Origin of the sequence: Pseudooceanicola batsensis HTCC2597, from assembly GCF_000152725.1 — a bacterium.
In the GTDB taxonomy this organism is placed as follows: Bacteria; Pseudomonadota; Alphaproteobacteria; order Rhodobacterales; family Rhodobacteraceae; genus Pseudooceanicola; species Pseudooceanicola batsensis.
In genome coordinates, this window is sequence record NZ_CH724131.1 from 1,666,142 (window position 1) to 1,682,525 (window position 16,384).

Consider the following 16,384-nt stretch of genomic DNA (forward strand, 5'->3'; position numbering starts at 1 on the left):
CACGACAGGAGGCACCGGCCCGCGCGGCCGGTGCCTCCACGCTCACGGATAGAGCCGGATCAGTCGCGCGACGAGGTCATAGGCCTCCTCGGTCGTCAGCCGGTCCGCGAATTCGTCCTGGATGATCCGCGCGTAGACGGGCCAGATCCGCCGGTTCGTCTCCTGGCCCGCCCGTGTCAGCACGAGCCGCTTGCTGCGGCCCGGACCGTTCTCGGACCGGCTGCTGACGAACCCCAGCTCCTCGAGCCGGCCGACGTGACGCGACAGCGTGTACTGCGCGCAGAACAGCCGCCGTTCGAGCTCGGCCATCTGGAGACCGCCCGGCCCCGCCCTCTCGATCTGGGTCATCAGCTCGTGCCAGATCGGGTCGCCGATCCCCTCCTTGCGCAGCGCGCGCGAGAGGCGGGCCATGGTGCTGCGCTGAATGCGCAGAAGATTGATCCAAAGCCGGTTGTAACCGATCATAGGATCCGTATCTTCCGCGAATAGCTCGGAATCTGCCGCAGGCCCGTCCGTCACGCGCTCTCTTGTCCTTTCGTTCAGGGGCCGGCGCGACACGCGGGGGCGAGCCTGCATAAGCCTAAACCCAGCCAGCCACTCCCGGACCGACCGCCGCCGAACCGCGGGCCGACTCCGGAAACTGTAATGCGCTGGAGAACATTGTGAAACGAGCATTCGTCCTGGGCTTCGCCCTGCTGGCGGCCGGTCTGGCCCCCGCGGCGGCCGAGACCGTCACCGTCGCCACATCCGCCGGACCCGTCCAGGTGGAAAGCCCGCCCCGCACCACCTTCGTCTACGACATGGCCGCGCTGGACACGCTGGACGCGCTCGGGGTTTCGGGTCTCACCTCGGTCGGCAACACCTACCTGCCCTATCTCTCCGAGTACCAGGGCGAGGCGGGCACCCTCTTCGAGCCGGATTTCGAAGCGGTCCATGCCGCCCGTCCCGACCTCGTGATCGTGGGCGGCCGCTCGATGGAGCATCACGAGGCCATGCAACGCATCGCGCCCACGATCGACATGACGATCTGGGGCGAGGACCCGGTCGCCGAGGGTCTGGAAAGGATCGCCGCATATGGCGCCATCTACGACCGGACGGACGCCGCCGCCGCGCTGCAAACCCGGATCGAGACGGCCATCGCCGAGACCGCGGCCGCCGTCGCGGGCAAGGGCGATGCGCTGATCGTGATGACCAACGGACCCAAGGTATCCGCCTATGGCGCCGGGTCCCGCTTCGGCTGGCTGCATGACGCCATCGACCTGCCGCCGGCGGCCGCCGATCTCGAGGCCGCGACCCACGGTCAGGCCATCTCCTTCGAATTCATCCGCGAGACCGATCCCGACTGGCTGCTCGTCATCGACCGCGTCGCCGCCATCGGCGGGAGCGAAGCCGACGCCCGCGCGACCCTCGACAATCCTCTGGTCCGGGACACGCGCGCCTGGAAAAACGGCCGCATCGTCTATCTCGATGCCGGCCCTATCTACATCGCCGGCGGCGGTGCCCGGTCCGTCCTGACCACCATGGCGACGATCCGCGCCGCCTTCGAGAGCGCGGGGCCGGCGACCGAGTGAGACCCGCGTATCTCGTCCCTGCGGGGCTGGCCCTGCTGATCGCGCTCAGCCTGACGACGGGGGTCGCCCGGCTCAGCATGGATCGCGAGGCGCTGTGGCTGATCGCGGTCAGCCGCCTGCCCCGCACCGCCGCCGCCATGCTGGCCGGGGCCGGTCTGGCCGTGGCCGGCATCATCATGCAGATGCTGGCCCGCAACCGCTTCGTCGAGCCGGCGACGGTGGGAACGGGCCAGGCGGCGGGGCTGGGGCTGGTCGCGGTGACCGTCCTTCTCCCCGGGGCGGCCCTCTGGCTGAAGATGCTGATCTCGACCGGCACGGCCCTCTCGGCCACGGGGCTTTTCCTGCTGATCATCCGGCGCCTGCCGCCGCGCGACCCGCTCCTCGTGCCGCTGACCGGCATCGTCTACGGCGGCATCCTGGGGGCGGTGGCGACCTTCATCGCCTACGAGAACGACCTGCTGCAATATCTCGACATCTGGATGAGCGGCGAATTCTCGGGCGTCATGCTGGGCCGGTACGAGTTCCTCTGGTTCGCCGGGGCCATCTCGCTCCTCGCCTATGTTTTCGCCAACCGGTTCACCCTCGCCGGCATGGGCGAGGACATGAGCCGCACGCTCGGCCTGAACTACGGCCGGGTCATGGCGCTCGGGCTGACCATCGTCTCGGTGGTGACGGCGGTGATCGTGGTGACCGTCGGGATGCTTCCCTTCGTCGGTCTCGTCGTGCCCAACATCGCCAGCCGACTGATGGGCGACAACCTGCGCCACTCCCTGCCCTGGCTGGCCATGTTCGGCGCCGCCCTGGTGCTGGCCTGCGACATCCTCGGGCGCCTCGTCATCCAGCCCTACGAGATCCCGGTCGGCACGATCCTGGGCGTCATCGGCGCGGCGGTGTTCATCTGGATGCTGCAGGGACGGAACGCCCATGCGGCCTGACCCCCGCCTCGTCGCGCTGGCGCTCTATCTCGTCGCCTCGGCGCTGTTCCTCACGCTTGGCGCCCGGGGCGACTGGGGCTTCATCCTGGCCTTCCGTGGCGAAAAGCTGGTCGCCCTCACCGTCGTGGCCGGCGCGGTGGCCATATCGACCGTCACTTTCCAGACGATCACCGGCAACCGCATCCTGACCCCCGCGATCATGGGGTTCGACGCGCTCTACATCCTGATCCAGTCCCTCCTGGTCCTGCTGCTGGGGGGCGTCGGCCTGACCGCGCTGCAGGGCCCGCCGCTCTTCGCCCTGGAAACGGCGGTCATGATCGGAGCCGCCGCCCTTCTCTTCGGCCTCGTGCTGCGCCGCAGCGAGGACCTGAACCGGATGGTCCTGACGGGCATCGTCCTGGGCATCCTCCTGCGCAGCCTCAGTTCACTGGTGGCCCGCGTCATCGATCCCTCGGAATACATCTACGTGATGGTCAACTCCTACGCGCGCTTCAACAATATCGAGAGCGACCTGCTGTGGATCACCACGATCGTGACGCTGGCGATCTCGGCGCTGCTCCTCGCCCGGGCGCGCCGGCTCGACGTCCTCGCCCTCGGCCGCGATCCCGCCATGACCCTCGGCCTCGACCACCGGCGCGAAGCCCGGCGCCTGCTGATCCTCGTCACCCTCCTGGTCGCCGTCTCGACCGCGCTCGTCGGGCCGGTCGTCTTCTTCGGCCTGCTGGTCTCGGCTGTCACCCACCAGGTGGCCGGCACCTGGCGGCACACCACCCTGCTGCCGCTCTCGGCCCTTGTCGCGGCGACCGTGCTGATCGCCGCCCAGACCGTGTTCGAGCGCATCCTGTCGCTGCAGGGCACGGTGTTCGTCGTGATCGAGAGCCTGGGCGGCCTGGTCTTCATCCTACTGCTCTTCCGGAGGGCCCGCGCATGATCTCCTGTCACGACCTTACCCATGCGGCCGGAGGCAAACGCATCCTCGACAGCATCACGACAGCTGTCCCCGCAAGCGGCATCACCGCCCTTGTCGGCCCCAACGGCGCGGGCAAATCGACCCTGCTGACGCTGATGGGACGCCTCGCCTCGCCCGCATCCGGGGCGGTGCATCTGTCGGGGCGCGACATCACGGCCATCCCCCGCACCGAGTTCGCCCGCCAGCTCACGATCCTGCGACAGGCGACGCGGATCACCCCGCGCCTGACCGTCCGCGACCTCGTCGGCTTCGGCCGCTATCCGCACGGCTCCGGGCACCTGTCCGACAGGGATCGTGCCGTGGTGGCGACCTGCCTGACGGACATGGCTTTGGACGACCTGGCCGAGCGTCAGCTCGACACGCTCTCCGGCGGGCAGCAGCAGCGCGCCCTGATCGCCATGGTGCTGGCGCAGGAGACGCCTGTCCTGCTGCTGGACGAACCGCTGAACAACCTCGACCTCACCTACGCGCGCCGGGTGATGAACCTGCTCGCACGTCATGGCGCCGCCGGCCGGACGATCGTGGTGGTGCTGCATGACCTCACCATCGCCGCCCGCTTCGCCGATCACGTCATCGCCCTGAAAGACGGCCGCCTCCTGGCCGAGGGGGCGCCGTCGCAGGTCTTCTCGCCCGAGACGCTCCGGACCCTCTTCGATACCGAAGTCGAGGTGCACGAGATCGCCGGCAAACCCGTGATCCTGCCGATCTGACGGCGCGGCGGTGCCGATGCGCGCCCCCCGGGGAAAACCAGCACGAGCCGCGCCAGCCGCGCGGGTTCCTCCGGGACGGATCCCTCGGTCCTTGGACAAGAACTGACCGATTGCCCCCTCCTGCCAGCCGGTAGTAAAGCTGCCCGAGGCAGTTTCTTCAGGCTGTGAGCGGGCGGTGGTGCACAAGGCGTTTCCCGAGCCCCAACCCCGAAACCAGGAGGTAAAAAATGATCGAGACAGCGAAACGTGTCCTAGTGGTCGCGGCGCACCCGGATGACGAAACCCTCGGCGCGGGCGGGACGCTCGCGCTCCTGTCGCGTCGGCACGGGGCCGAGGTCAGCCTGGCCGTGGTATCGGACGGCTCCTCCGCCCAGCACGGCGATGACATGGACGCGCGCAACAGGCGCAACGCCCAGATGCGGGAGGCGGCCGACATCTTGGGGATCGGCAAGATATACCACGGCACCTTTCCGGACATGCGGCTGGAAACGGTCCCGCATATCGAGATCAACAAGTGGCTGTCCAACGTGGTCGAGGAAAGCCAATGCGACCTCGTCTTCACCCATCACCACGGGGACGTGAACCTCGACCACAGCATGGTCTTCCGTTCGACGCTTGTGGCAACCCGCCCGACACCGGGAAAGCGCGTCAGGGGCGTGCTGAGCTACTACGTCGGATCGTCGAGCGAATGGAGCGATCCGGTGGCCCACAAGGCTTTCATGCCGAACGTCTTCGTCGACATCTCGGACACCATCGACGCGAAGATTGACGCCCTCAACGCCTATGTCGACGAGATCCGCCCGGCGCCGCACCCCCGCAACGCCGAGACGTTGCGGGCGATGGCACAGGTCACCGGCGCACAGGCCGGTGTACCCTTCGCGGAGGGCTTCGTCCTGATCCGCGGCTTGTTCTGATACGCGCCAGCTGACCCGCGCGGGACCGTGGGGCCGCCCCGGCTCATCGCAGTTGCGATGAGCCGGACGCTAGGTCCTGGAGAGATCGTCCTTGCGCAGGATGAAATCACCGACCGCGAGCACGTCGAGACCGGTTCCGCAGAAGGTGCGCACCGCATCGAGCGCGGTACAGACGATCGGTTCCCCCTTGACGTTGAAGGAGGTGTTGAGCAAGACCGGCACGCCCGTGAGCTCCGCGAACTTGCCGATCAGGTCGTGATACCGCGCCGAGGTTTCCGAATGCACCATCTGCACGCGGCTGGTCCCGTCTATATGGACGATGGCAGGCGCCTCGTCCTTCAGTCTCTGGTTCGCTTCGAAGGCGATGATCATGTAGGGCGCGTCATCGTAGGAGTCGAAATAGTCCGCAGCCGCCTCCGCCTGCATGGAGGGACAGAACGGACGCCAGAGTTCGCGGTACTTGATCACCTCGTTGACCTTGTCCCGGGCACCCTCGGACCGGGGGTCCGCCAGGATGGACCGGTGGCCGAGCGCGCGGGGGCCGGCTTCCATCTTGCCCTGGACCCAACCGACGATCTTCCCGTCGGCCAGGGCTTTCGCCACGTCGGCCGCGACATCCTCCGATCTGGTGTAGTTGAGCTTTGTTTTCTCCAGAACGGCTTCGATCTCGTTGTTGCTCTCGCTCACGCCCAGGGCCAACGACCCCAGGGGTTCCGGCCAGACGCCGTCCTCCTGCCAGCAGACCGCCAATGCCGCGCCGGCTGCAGCCCCGCTGTCAGAGCAGAGCGGATGCGGAAAGATGTTGGTGATCTCCGGCATGTCGAAAAGCCGCGTGTTCATCTTGACGTTCAGGCCGACCCCGCCCCCCACGACAAGCCGGTCGAAGCCGGTTTCCGCCTGCGCCCACCGGACCAGCGCGATCATGGTCTCTTCCAGAAGCGCCTGAACCTCGAAGGCAAGGTTCTTGTGCCATGCCTCGATGGGCTCTTCCCTCAGACGCGGCGGGCGACCGAAAAGATCCGCGAGCCTGTCGGTATAGCGGTCGGAATAGGTGTGGGGTCCGTAGTGGATGAAGGAGGGATCGACCGAGTATTCGCCGTTCTCGCCGAGCGAGACAATCTCGCGCAGCTTGTCGCGCAGCGTCGGGTCCGCCTCGCCGAAGGCCGCAAGTCCCATCACTTTGTATTCGCCGTCATAGGCCTCGAACCCCAGGTACTCGGTAAAGGCCGCGTAGAGCCATCCCAGCGAATGCGGCATCGGGATTTCCTTGAGCGGCGTGATCTCCTGACCCTCGCATTTCCAGACCACGGTGCAATGCGTATCACCCGAGCCGTCCACGGTCAGCGCGATCGCGGAATCGTAGGGAGACTGGGCATAGGCCTGGAACGCGTGGGTCCAATGGTGGGGGACGGTGCGGACCGGCGGAAGACGGATATCGCCCCAGATCGTGCGCCACGCCTTGTGGTGCAGCTTCTCGAGCGCCTCGGGATTGAACTTGCCCAGAAGACGATCCTGCCAGGCCACCGTTGCCGCGTCGACATCGTACCTGTCGCGCAGGGATTGGAAGAACGTGCCGATACGCCCGTCACCATAGGCTTCCGCGTCCCAGTTGACGCAGATCGCGGCCACGTCTTCGGGGCCGATCCCCACGTCCTTCAACGTCTTCTCGAGCGCGCGGACAGGATAGGCGTGGGCGGCGTGCTTGTTGCGGGTCAGGCGCTCTTCTTCGTTGAAGGCGATCACTTCGCCGTCGCGCACGACGGCGACCGCGGGATCGAAGTGACCTTCGAAGATTCCAACATAATACTTTGGTTTCAACGTCTTCCCTTTCGCAATCTGGACAACGGTCCCACGCCTTTTGTCGGTGGGCAACTTATCGCTGAACGCGCGACTTGCAACAAGAGATATCCCGGGCGGCGGAAGACCGTCACCAGTGCTGGATGCGCCGCGACTCCATGGACGAGGCATCGCGGACCCTCATCGCGTTCGAAACGAAAAAGCTCGGCAAGACCGTTCTCCGCGCGCCGGATATTCGAGAAGCGGGTGCGGACGACTCGTCAAGACCGAGCCCTGCCGATAGGCAAGCGAACAGTGAAAGTATCCGAAGAACTGGCAGGGGCAGCAGGACTCGAACCCGCGACCCTCGGTTTTGGAGACCGATGCTCTACCAACTGAGCTATACCCCTAGGCCGTGCCGTGGGATAGGGCAGCCGGCGCGCAAGATCAAGCCGGATTTGCATGCGCCGCGGAATTGATCGCGCCACCACCGGCCACGCCGGGGTGGCGCGCGGGAAACTCAGAGCCAGCCCGCCCGGCGCAGCACGATCAGCTGCGCCACGAGGACGAGCAACAGGCCCCCGCAGACATACCAGAAGGCCATCGGGTTCCCGGCCCCCGGCATGCCGCCGACGTTGATCCCCAGCAGCCCGGTGAGGAACCCCAGCGGCAGGAAGATCGCCGACAGGATCGACAGGATGTACATGTGCCGGTTCAGACGGTCCGACAGCTGCCCCGACAGTTCCTCGCGCAGAACGGCGAGGCTGTCCTTCATCTCGTCGAGGTTCTCGACCAGCCGCACCAGCTTTTCGCGTGCTTCGCGGAGGTGGCGCCGGTCGCCGTCGTCGAGAAATGCGATCTGGTCGTCTTCCAGTTTCTGCAGCGCCTCGCGCTGCGGCGCGGTGTGGCGGCGCAGCTCGATCACCTGCAGCCGCATCGCCACGATCCGGTGCCGCAGTTCCTGATCCGGCTGCCCGACCACCTGGCTCTCGAGCGCATCCGTCTCGACGTCCAGATCGCCGATAAGCGGCTCGAGCCGCGCGTTGAGCAACTCTGCCAGGCGCGCCAGGAACGCCCCGGCGGTGGCCGGACCGCCGCCGCTCCGGACTTCTGCGGACAGGTCCTCCAGCGCGCGCACGCGCTGACGGGCCAGGGTCACGATCCGCTCACGCTCGATCCAGATCCGGATCGCCACCATGTCTTCGGGATCCTTGCCGGGATTGAGGTTCAGCCCGCGCAGCACCGCCAGCACCCCCTTGCCGATGCGGGTTGCCCGCGCCCGGGTCGCGGGATGGATCAGCGCGGCGGGGATCGTCTCGTCGAGATAGGGCATGGAGCGGGCGATCCATCCGGCCGCATCCGCATGGCCCGCGTCGAGATGGACCCAGCCCAGGGCCTCCTCGCGCAGGGTCGTTTCGATATCGGCCCCGTCCAGCGGCTGACCGGCAAGCGGTCCGTTCAGGGCATGGGCAAAAAGGATGGGCGTGTCGATCGGGGTCATGGTCAGGCCTTGCGTGCTCAGCATCAGCTTAGTGCCCTGCCGGAAAAGGGAAAGTCCCGGGTGGCGAAACACGATCATCCGGACATCGGCCTGTCGCGGAACGACAAAGGCCCCGGAGACGATCCGGGGCCCTTGTCGAGCGTTTGAGCCCTGTGTCGTGCCCCGGACCTGATCCGGGGCCGCCCCGTGCGGTGCAACGAGGCCTTTTCCTGTCCAGGCCGGGGGCCTGGCGGTCCCGGGTCGGGCCCGGGACATGCCCCCCGCCGCGCGGGACCCCGGATCGCCTCCGGGGTCGTCGCGGGATCGTCAGATCACTCGACGATCTTCGAGACCACGCCCGAACCGACGGTCCGGCCGCCTTCGCGGATGGCGAAGCGCAGCCCGTCTTCCATCGCGATCGGCGCGATCAGCTCGACCGAGAACTTCAGGTTGTCGCCCGGCATCACCATCTCGGTGCCCTCGGGCAGCGTCACGGTGCCGGTCACATCCGTCGTGCGGAAGTAGAACTGCGGACGGTAGTTCGCGAAGAACGGCGTGTGACGGCCGCCCTCGTCCTTGGTCAGGATGTAGACCTCGGCCTCGAACTTGGTGTGCGGCTTGACCGAGCCGGGCTTGCAGAGAACCTGGCCCCGCTCCACGCCGTCACGGTCGATGCCGCGCAGCAGCGCGCCGATGTTGTCGCCCGCCTCGCCGCGGTCCAGCAGCTTGCGGAACATCTCGACGCCGGTGCAGGTCGTCTTCTTGGTGTCCTTGATCCCGACGATCTCGAGTTCGTCGCCCACGTTCACCACGCCACGCTCGACGCGGCCGGTGACCACGGTGCCGCGGCCCGAGATCGAGAACACGTCCTCGATCGGCATCAGGAACGGCTGGTCGACGGCCCGCTCGGGCTGCGGGATGTACTCGTCCACGGCCGCCATCAGCTCGCGGATCTTGTTCTCGCCGATCTCGGCATTGTCGCCGTTCATCGCCGCAAGCGCCGAGCCCGCGATGATCGGAACGTCGTCGCCCGGGAAGTCGTATTCCGACAGAAGCTCGCGCACTTCCATCTCGACGAGCTCGAGAAGCTCCTCGTCATCCACCTGGTCGACCTTGTTCAGGAAGACGACCATGGCCGGAATGCCGACCTGACGGCCGAGCAGGATGTGCTCGCGCGTCTGCGGCATCGGGCCGTCGGCCGCGTTCACCACCAGGATCGCGCCGTCCATCTGGGCGGCACCGGTGATCATGTTCTTGACGTAGTCGGCGTGGCCGGGGCAGTCGACATGCGCATAGTGACGGTTGTCCGTCTCGTATTCCACATGCGCGGTCGAGATGGTGATCCCGCGGGCCTTCTCTTCCGGCGCGCCGTCGATCTGGTCATAGGCGCGGAAGTCGCCGAAGTACTTCGTGATCGCCGCCGTCAGCGTCGTCTTGCCGTGGTCGACGTGACCGATCGTGCCGATGTTGCAGTGCGGCTTGCCGCGTTCGAACTTTTCCTTTGCCATCTCTCACAGGCGCCTTTTGATTGGGGGGCCGCCAAGAGCCCGGTTTTACTCCGGCGGCGATTTACGAGGTTCGGGCCGGATAATCAAGCGCTGAACCGCGCCTCATCCTGCCGCGGTCTCCGCCGCCGGCGCGTCCTCTTCCGCCGCGGGCGCGCTCTCCGGATCGTCGGTCCCGATGCCGGGGAACCACTCGGGGTTCTGCAGCAGCCAGTTCTGCACCATCTTGGCGGCGTTGCGCGACAGGTTCTGCATCTGCTGCTCCCTGGTCTGGGTCAGGCCCGAGCCCACCAGCGTCTCGCCGGTCAGGGATTCGAAGACCGTGAACTGCTTGGCCTCGGGGTTCAGCTTGCGGCCCAGTTCGTCGTCCCAGATCGTCGCGCGGACGATCAGCACGCTCTTGGGCGAGACCACCAGCGGCACGCCCGGCGGGGCGATCGAGAACCCCTCTACCGAGATGCCCAGATGATAGAGGCGCTCGCCCTCATACCGCCCGAACCGTTCCTCCATCGCCTTTGTCAGCGCCGCGACCCATTCCTCCTCGGTGGCGCTGCGCGACAGCGCCGCCTGCCGCATCTTGGAGGCAACGACGACATTGTGGCCCAGCCGGAAATTGCCCAGGTCGGCCGGCGGGCCGCTGAGATCCGAGGCATCGGTGCAGGCGGCGACCAGGGCCACCAGGGCCAGGGCGGCGAGTCTTCGGATCATTCCATTCCCCTCCGGAACAAGCGGTACGCAGGAAACCGGATAGCCCAAGGGGCGGGCGCATGCAAACCGCCCGGCCGCATTTGCCCGCGCCGCCCCGAACCACTATCTTGCCACCAGGAGATCGCACGGAGGAGAGCGCCCGCCCATGGAGACCGCGTTGCAGGAACGGGAACCGGTCAAGGCGCGGCTGGCCACCCGGCCCCTGGGCTTCTTCGGCAGCCTGCGCGCCGCTCGGACGAACCTGCTGGAGATCCTGCCCGCCATCGCCGTCACCCAGCCCATGGTCTCGGGCAGGACCGGAGTGCGCTGGCACATGGTGATGGACCCGGAGGCCCTGCGCCGGATCCTGCTCGAGAAGGTCGACGACTATCCGAAATCGGTTGTCACCAAGAACCTGCTGCGCCCGGCGATCGGCGAAAGCCTGTTCATCGCGGAAGGCGCGCACTGGCGCTGGCAGCGCCGCGCCGCCGCCCCCGCCTTCTCGGCCCGCAACATCGGCGCGCTGTCCCCGGTCATGACGGCGGCGGCCGATGCGTCCTCGGACCGGATCGCCGCCGCCGGCTCCCGTGCCATCGACGTGCATCTCGAGATGGTCCGCGCGACCTTCGAGGTCATCTCGGACGTCACCCTCTCGGGCGAAGGTCGGTTCGACCGCGAGTCGATGCATCGCGCCATCGACAACTATATCGACGTGGCCGGCCGCGTGTCGTTGTTCGACATCGCGGGCCTGCCGGGCTGGGTGCCGCGCCCCGGGCGGGTAATCTCCGGCAACGCCCTGAAGAAGATGAAGGCGGTCGCCGACGACGCCATCGCCAAGCGCGGCGCGGGGTCGGCCAAGTCGCCGCCGGACCTGCTCGACCTGCTGATGGCGGGCGAGGATCGCGAGACACGGCGCCGCATGCGCACGCCCGAGATCCGCGACAACCTGCTGACCTTCATCGTCGCCGGCCACGAGACCACGGCGCTGACCCTCGCCTGGGGTCTCTATCTCTGTGCCTTCGCGCCCGAGGTGCAGGAGGCCGCGGCCGAAGAGGCGCGCCGGGTGCTGGGCTCCCGCACCGCCCGGGCCGAAGACCTGCCCGCCCTGCCCCTGATCCGAGCCATCGTGGACGAATCGCTGCGGCTCTATCCGCCGGCCGGCCTCCTCTCGCGAACCGCCCGGACGGCGGACACGCTCTGCGGGCGCGAGATCCGGGCCGGCGATACCGTGATGATCCCGATCTACGCCCTGCACCGAAACCGCCTGTTGTGGGACCGTCCCGATGCCTTCGACCCGCAACGTTTCCGCGACGGAACGCCGGTCGATCGGTACGGCTACCTCCCCTTCGGCGACGGGCCCCGCATCTGCATCGGCGCCGGTTTCGCCATTCAGGAGGCGGTGATCATCCTGGCGACCCTCCTCGCCCGGTTCCGCTTTCGCGCCGTGCCGGGACGCGACCCGAAACCCGTGCTGATCATCACCACCCGCCCCGAGGGCGGCATCTGGCTGACGGCCGAGCCGCGGCCCGACCCGGATCGGCCCCGCGCTGCCGCTTAACCGAAAATTAACATTTCTGACCAAATGATGAATTCGCGACGGGACCCGTTTACCCTCGCTTTACGAATACCGATACCGACACGCAGGACGCAGGCCCTGATGACAAGCCATCCCCCTGACGACGCCGCCTTCGAGGCGGGCGTCCCGGCGACCGAACTGGAACGGTTGCTGGAGATCTTCCGCGATGCCGCCCAGGCCAGCCTGGACGCCCATGCGGTCGTCCTCCTGGCGGACACCACGGGGGTCGGCGGCCTGGCTCCGGACATCGCGCTGGTGCCCGGCGGTGCCGTCGCCCAGTCCCTGGGCGATCACGCCATGCTGCGGCTGCGGCTGACGACCTCGCGCGACGGCTCCGCCGCACGGCGCGACGACCGGGACCGGTCCGAGGCGCGGCAGGTCCACGGCACTCACTTCGTATTCCACACGCTGCCCCTGACCGGCCCCGACGCGGAATCCGCCGGTCTTCTGGCCTTCGCCTTCGACGGCCGACCCGGGGACCACAGGGCAGAGGCCTGTCGGCGCCTCGCCCGCTGCGCCGAAGCCATCTGGGCGACGCATGACACGCTCTCGGGCCTCGCCTACGAGGTGATGACGCTGACCAGCCGGACCGCACGGCTCAAGCGGATTTCCGAGACCGACGCGCTGACGCAGCTCGAGAACCGGACCTCCTTCGAGAACAAGGTGCGCGCCGAACTCGAGGCCGCGCCGGAAAGCGCGGCCTTTCTCATCATAGACATCGACCATTTCAAGCTGACCAACGACCTCTACGGCCACCAGTTCGGCGACACCTACCTGACGACCATCGCCCGCGCGCTCGGCGCCTCGTTCCCCGAAACCAGCATCATCGGGCGCCTCGGCGGTGACGAATTCGGCGTCTTCACCCCGATCCCGACCGGCGGGCGGGCCTATCTCGACGGATTGCTGGCACGCTGCCGCAGCAATATCCAGCGGGCGACCGCCACGCTCTCCAAGCCGGACATGGGGCATGTCAGCATCGGCGCCAGCCAGTTCCCCGACCACGCAACGCGCTATTCCACGCTGTACGATCAGGCGGATTCAGCGCTCTATGCCGCCAAGAACGCCGGCCGCGGCGTCAGCACGGTCTACGACCCCACCCATCACAAGCAGTACAACAACAGCCAGCTGGGTCAGCAGTTTCTCGACGCGGTCGAGCGGCACGACATCCTGCCCTGCTTCCAGCCGATCGTCGATCTGACGACCGGCGACTGCGCCGGGTTCGAGATCCTCGCCCGCTGGCGCGACAGCAGCGGTCACAAGCTCATTCCGTCGCAGTTCTCGGCCATCTTCCGCGATCACGCCCTCGCCGAGAAGATGACCCGGGCGATCATGCAGAGGGCCTTCCGGGATCACGCCCGGGCGGTCGCCCCCACGGGCCGGGCGTTGTCGCTCGCGCTCAACGTCACCTTCTTCGACCTGATGAATCCCGAATTCGCCTTCGAGGTGCAGTCCACCATCGCCGAGACCGGGTTCGACTGGTCGCTGCTGACCATCGAGGTCACGGAGCAGATCATGCTAGGCGAGCCGAACGGCCAGGTCTTCCGCTCGCTCAACGAATTGCGGCGCCGGGGCGCGCGCATCGCGCTCGACGATTTCGGCACCGGCTATGGCGGGCTGCGTCATCTAGCACAATGGCCCGTGGATATCCTCAAGATCGACAAGTACTTCGTCGACGGGATCAGCGCCGGCGACCGCGACCGCGCCATCCTTGAAACGATCACCGACCTGGCCCGGAGGCTCGGGATCGACGTGGTCGCCGAGGGAATCGAGACGCCGGATCAGGTGACCGGCCTGCGGGACCGGGGCTGCCGTTACGGTCAGGGCTTTCTCTTCGACGCGCCGCTGGCGGGGGACGACCTGCCCGGCTTCCGCCCGACCTACGACATCAAGTGATCCTGTCCCGCCGCTCCGACCGCGAGCCGAACCGTGTGGCTGAGCTTGGCCAGCGTCACCGGCTTGCGCAGCACCAGGCCGGGGACCGAGGGCAGGCTGCCCGCCCCGCCCGGCCGAAACCCCGAGAGATAGACGATGCTGAGATCGGGACACTTGCGCACGGCGAGCCGGGCCAGCTGGTTCCCGTTGCGGCGCCCGGCAAGAACGTGATCGGTGATCATCACGTCGAAGGGGCCGTCGCTGTCCAGCAGCATCAGCGCCTCGCGCGCCGAGGCCGCCCGATCGACGGACGCGCCCAGCAGCACCAGCGTATCCGCCAGCAGCGTCTGGAACTGCGCATCGTCCTCGACCACCAGGATCCGCAGATCCGTCAGGCCCTGGGGCGCGGCCTCGGGCTCCGAGGCGGCCCCCGGTGCCCCCCCGCTCAACGGCAGCTCCAGTATCGCGACCGTCCCCGCACCGAGCGTGGATTCCAGCCTGAACGTTCCGTCGGAGCCTTCCGCGAAGGCGGCGGTCGTGGCGAGGCCGAGGCCGGTCCCTCCCCTGCTGCGCCGCGTGGTGAAAAAGGCGTCCGTCACCCGGGGCAGCTTGTCGGCGGGAATGCCCGGGCCGTTGTCCGCCACCTCGAACCGCAAGAGGCCGCCGCGCTCCTCGACGCGGGCGACGATCTCACCCTCTCGCTCCCCGGCCTCGACCAGCGCGTTGCGGGCATTCAGCACCAGGTTCACCAGGGTCATCTCGAGCTCGACCGGATCGCAGTTGACCGTCAGGCTACGCGCCGGGGCAGAGGTGTGGAGCGCGATGTCCGAGGGCACCGCCTTGCGCACCAGGTCGATCGCCGCGCCCAGGGCCGCCACGGCGTCGATCTCGACCGGGGCCGCCGGCTGTGCCGTCAGTTTCTGCAGCTTCTCGGCGACGGCGCTGCCCCGCTCGCAGGCGTTCAGGATGGCTGCGAACGGCGCATCCCGTAGGTCGGGCCAGCGGATCTGCGCCCCGCCGACGGCCAGCTTGATGATCCCGAAGACATTCAGCATCTCGTGCGAGACGCCCCCCGCGAGTTGCCCGACCGCGTCGAGCCGTTCCGCCTGCGACAACGTCTCCTGAAGGTGCCACGGCTCGCTCACATCCGTCACGACCACCACGCAGGACGCATCGGGCAGTGCCGCCTGGAACGAACTCAGCCGCAGGATACGCTCCTGCCCGTCGGGATGCATCCAGCCGGCGGTGATGTCCGCCCCGTCGCGGATCACCCGCTCCACCGGATGGCGCGCGCCGGTCAGCGGGCGCCGGTCCGAGACGGCGTGAAGCGGCATGGTCCTGAGGGGCCCCGCCTCCGTCATCTCCTCGGCGCGGCGGTTGGCCGGGGTCAGCACCCCGTCGGTCGCGCAGACGAAGATCGCCGCGTCCAGCCCCGAGAGGATCGCCCGCAGCTGTTCCCGGCTGCGAAGGTCGCGCTGAGCGAGTTCGCCCTGGACATGCCCCGCCCAGAGAACGCCCGCGCAGCAGAGGATGACCAGCGTCGTCGCCAGGGCGACCAGCCGTTGCCTGTCCTCGATCACGCCGGCCTCGGTCAAGAGATAGGCGCCCTGGCTCAGCACGATCGGCGCGACGATCGCCCAGATCATGTAGCGCCGGACGAACCGTCCGCCCACGCCCGGGTCGATCAGCACCGACAGATGCGTCCCCCCGGGCCGGACCACGATGGCCGAGACGCCGAGCAACAGGAAACACAGCTGGGACGGCACCGAAAGCCCCTCGAAGAACGGCAGGGAAACCAGCGCTCCCGCGTCGATCAGCGTGCCGCCCAGCCCGTACAGCGCCAGGCCGATGACCGGGATCGCCAGCCATTCGTGCAGCCGGATGTCTTCGGCCCGCCGGCTCAGCCCCGCCGACTGCGCCGCGGCCAGGCCGACAATGGCGGCGAGCGAGGCATCGGACATGCGATCGGACGGCCTCAGATCCACGGGGAGGATGCCTGGATCGGTCCGCATGAAGACGATCGCCACGAGCGGCGTCAGCGCGACGAGCGCATGGCCCGCGCGGACCCGGGACCGCCTGCGGGACGACAGCAGGATCTGGCTGAGGCACAGCGACATGACGCTCACCGCCGTGGTCGGCACCATGGCCGGCCAGTCCTGACGTCCCCGCACCAGGAAATCGGTCCCGGCTCCCCAACCCGCGGCGAGCGTCAGGACCGCGACGGCGAGGACCACGAGGGCGATGGCCCGTGACCAGGCATGCGCGGCCGCGATCAACGGGTGATGGATATCGGGTCGCAAGGGTCCGGACATTCTCTAGCCTCCCATGCGAAATCGTACGGCATTTCCAGTTGGGCCGCAGAAATGAAAGCATTCGAATGCGTGTCTC

Annotated in this window: 13 protein-coding genes and 1 tRNA gene; 7 read left to right on the forward strand and 7 right to left on the reverse strand. The window is 67.8% G+C overall.

Going from position 1 to position 16,384, the window contains the following annotated elements:
* Window positions 1-42 precede the first annotated feature (42 nt).
* Window positions 43-465 carry a MarR family winged helix-turn-helix transcriptional regulator gene (locus OB2597_RS12010; protein ID WP_009805838.1) on the reverse strand — a complete coding sequence of 141 codons (423 nt, stop codon included), beginning with the start codon at window positions 463-465 and terminating at the stop codon, window positions 43-45.
* A 197-nt stretch (window positions 466-662) separates the two neighbouring features.
* Here OB2597_RS12010 and OB2597_RS12015 point away from each other — a divergent pair, with 197 nt between their 5' ends.
* From OB2597_RS12015 to OB2597_RS12035, 5 genes are all read left to right on the forward strand, one after another.
* On the forward strand, window positions 663-1,571 hold the full coding sequence (locus tag OB2597_RS12015; RefSeq protein ID WP_009805839.1) for a siderophore ABC transporter substrate-binding protein: 909 nt from the start codon (window positions 663-665) through the stop codon (window positions 1,569-1,571).
* Entirely contained in the window at window positions 1,568-2,506 is a 939-nt protein-coding gene (locus tag OB2597_RS12020; RefSeq protein ID WP_009805840.1) for an ABC transporter permease, read from the forward strand. Before OB2597_RS12015 ends, OB2597_RS12020 begins: the two co-directional genes overlap by 4 nt.
* Window positions 2,496-3,437: an iron chelate uptake ABC transporter family permease subunit gene (locus OB2597_RS12025; protein ID WP_009805841.1), complete on the forward strand. Its 942-nt coding sequence runs from the start codon at window positions 2,496-2,498 to the stop codon at window positions 3,435-3,437. The genes OB2597_RS12020 and OB2597_RS12025 overlap by 11 nt, the downstream gene beginning before the upstream one ends.
* Window positions 3,434-4,186 carry an ATP-binding cassette domain-containing protein gene (locus OB2597_RS12030; RefSeq protein ID WP_009805842.1) on the forward strand — a complete coding sequence of 251 codons (753 nt, stop codon included), beginning with the start codon at window positions 3,434-3,436 and terminating at the stop codon, window positions 4,184-4,186. The genes OB2597_RS12025 and OB2597_RS12030 overlap by 4 nt, the downstream gene beginning before the upstream one ends.
* A gap of 227 nt (window positions 4,187-4,413) precedes the next feature.
* Window positions 4,414-5,100, forward strand: a complete 687-nt coding sequence (locus OB2597_RS12035) for a PIG-L deacetylase family protein (RefSeq protein WP_040609299.1) — start codon at window positions 4,414-4,416, stop codon at window positions 5,098-5,100.
* A 69-nt stretch (window positions 5,101-5,169) separates the two neighbouring features.
* Here OB2597_RS12035 and OB2597_RS12040 read toward each other — a convergent pair whose 3' ends face one another.
* The 5 genes from OB2597_RS12040 to OB2597_RS12060 all read right to left on the reverse strand — a co-directional run bounded on the left by OB2597_RS12040 (window position 5,170) and on the right by OB2597_RS12060 (window position 10,569).
* On the reverse strand, window positions 5,170-6,918 hold the full coding sequence (locus tag OB2597_RS12040) for a carbamoyltransferase family protein (protein ID WP_009805844.1): 1,749 nt from the start codon (window positions 6,916-6,918) through the stop codon (window positions 5,170-5,172).
* A 292-nt stretch (window positions 6,919-7,210) separates the two neighbouring features.
* Window positions 7,211-7,286: transfer RNA gene (locus tag OB2597_RS12045), tRNA-Trp, on the reverse strand.
* A 110-nt stretch (window positions 7,287-7,396) separates the two neighbouring features.
* On the reverse strand, window positions 7,397-8,401 hold the full coding sequence (locus OB2597_RS12050) for a zinc transporter ZntB (protein WP_009805845.1): 1,005 nt from the start codon (window positions 8,399-8,401) through the stop codon (window positions 7,397-7,399).
* Window positions 8,402-8,688: 287 nt separating this feature from the next.
* On the reverse strand, window positions 8,689-9,864 hold the full coding sequence (gene tuf, locus OB2597_RS12055) for an elongation factor Tu (protein ID WP_009805821.1): 1,176 nt from the start codon (window positions 9,862-9,864) through the stop codon (window positions 8,689-8,691).
* A 102-nt stretch (window positions 9,865-9,966) separates the two neighbouring features.
* Window positions 9,967-10,569: a hypothetical protein gene (locus OB2597_RS12060; protein WP_009805846.1), complete on the reverse strand. Its 603-nt coding sequence runs from the start codon at window positions 10,567-10,569 to the stop codon at window positions 9,967-9,969.
* Window positions 10,570-10,714: 145 nt separating this feature from the next.
* On the opposite strand from OB2597_RS12060, the gene OB2597_RS12065 reads away from it, so the two are divergent.
* Complete coding sequence (locus OB2597_RS12065; RefSeq protein WP_009805847.1) at window positions 10,715-12,106, forward strand: cytochrome P450; 1,392 nt, start codon at window positions 10,715-10,717, stop codon at window positions 12,104-12,106.
* Between the two features lie 99 nt (window positions 12,107-12,205).
* Complete coding sequence (locus tag OB2597_RS12070; protein WP_009805848.1) at window positions 12,206-14,017, forward strand: putative bifunctional diguanylate cyclase/phosphodiesterase; 1,812 nt, start codon at window positions 12,206-12,208, stop codon at window positions 14,015-14,017.
* Here the strand turns inward: OB2597_RS12070 and OB2597_RS20970 are convergent.
* Window positions 14,002-16,308 (reverse strand): ATP-binding response regulator, encoded by a 2,307-nt coding sequence (locus OB2597_RS20970; protein ID WP_084658757.1) that lies wholly within the window; start codon window positions 16,306-16,308, stop codon window positions 14,002-14,004. The two genes, OB2597_RS12070 and OB2597_RS20970, sit on opposite strands and share 16 nt — an antisense overlap.
* Between the last annotated feature and the right edge of the window lie 76 nt (window positions 16,309-16,384).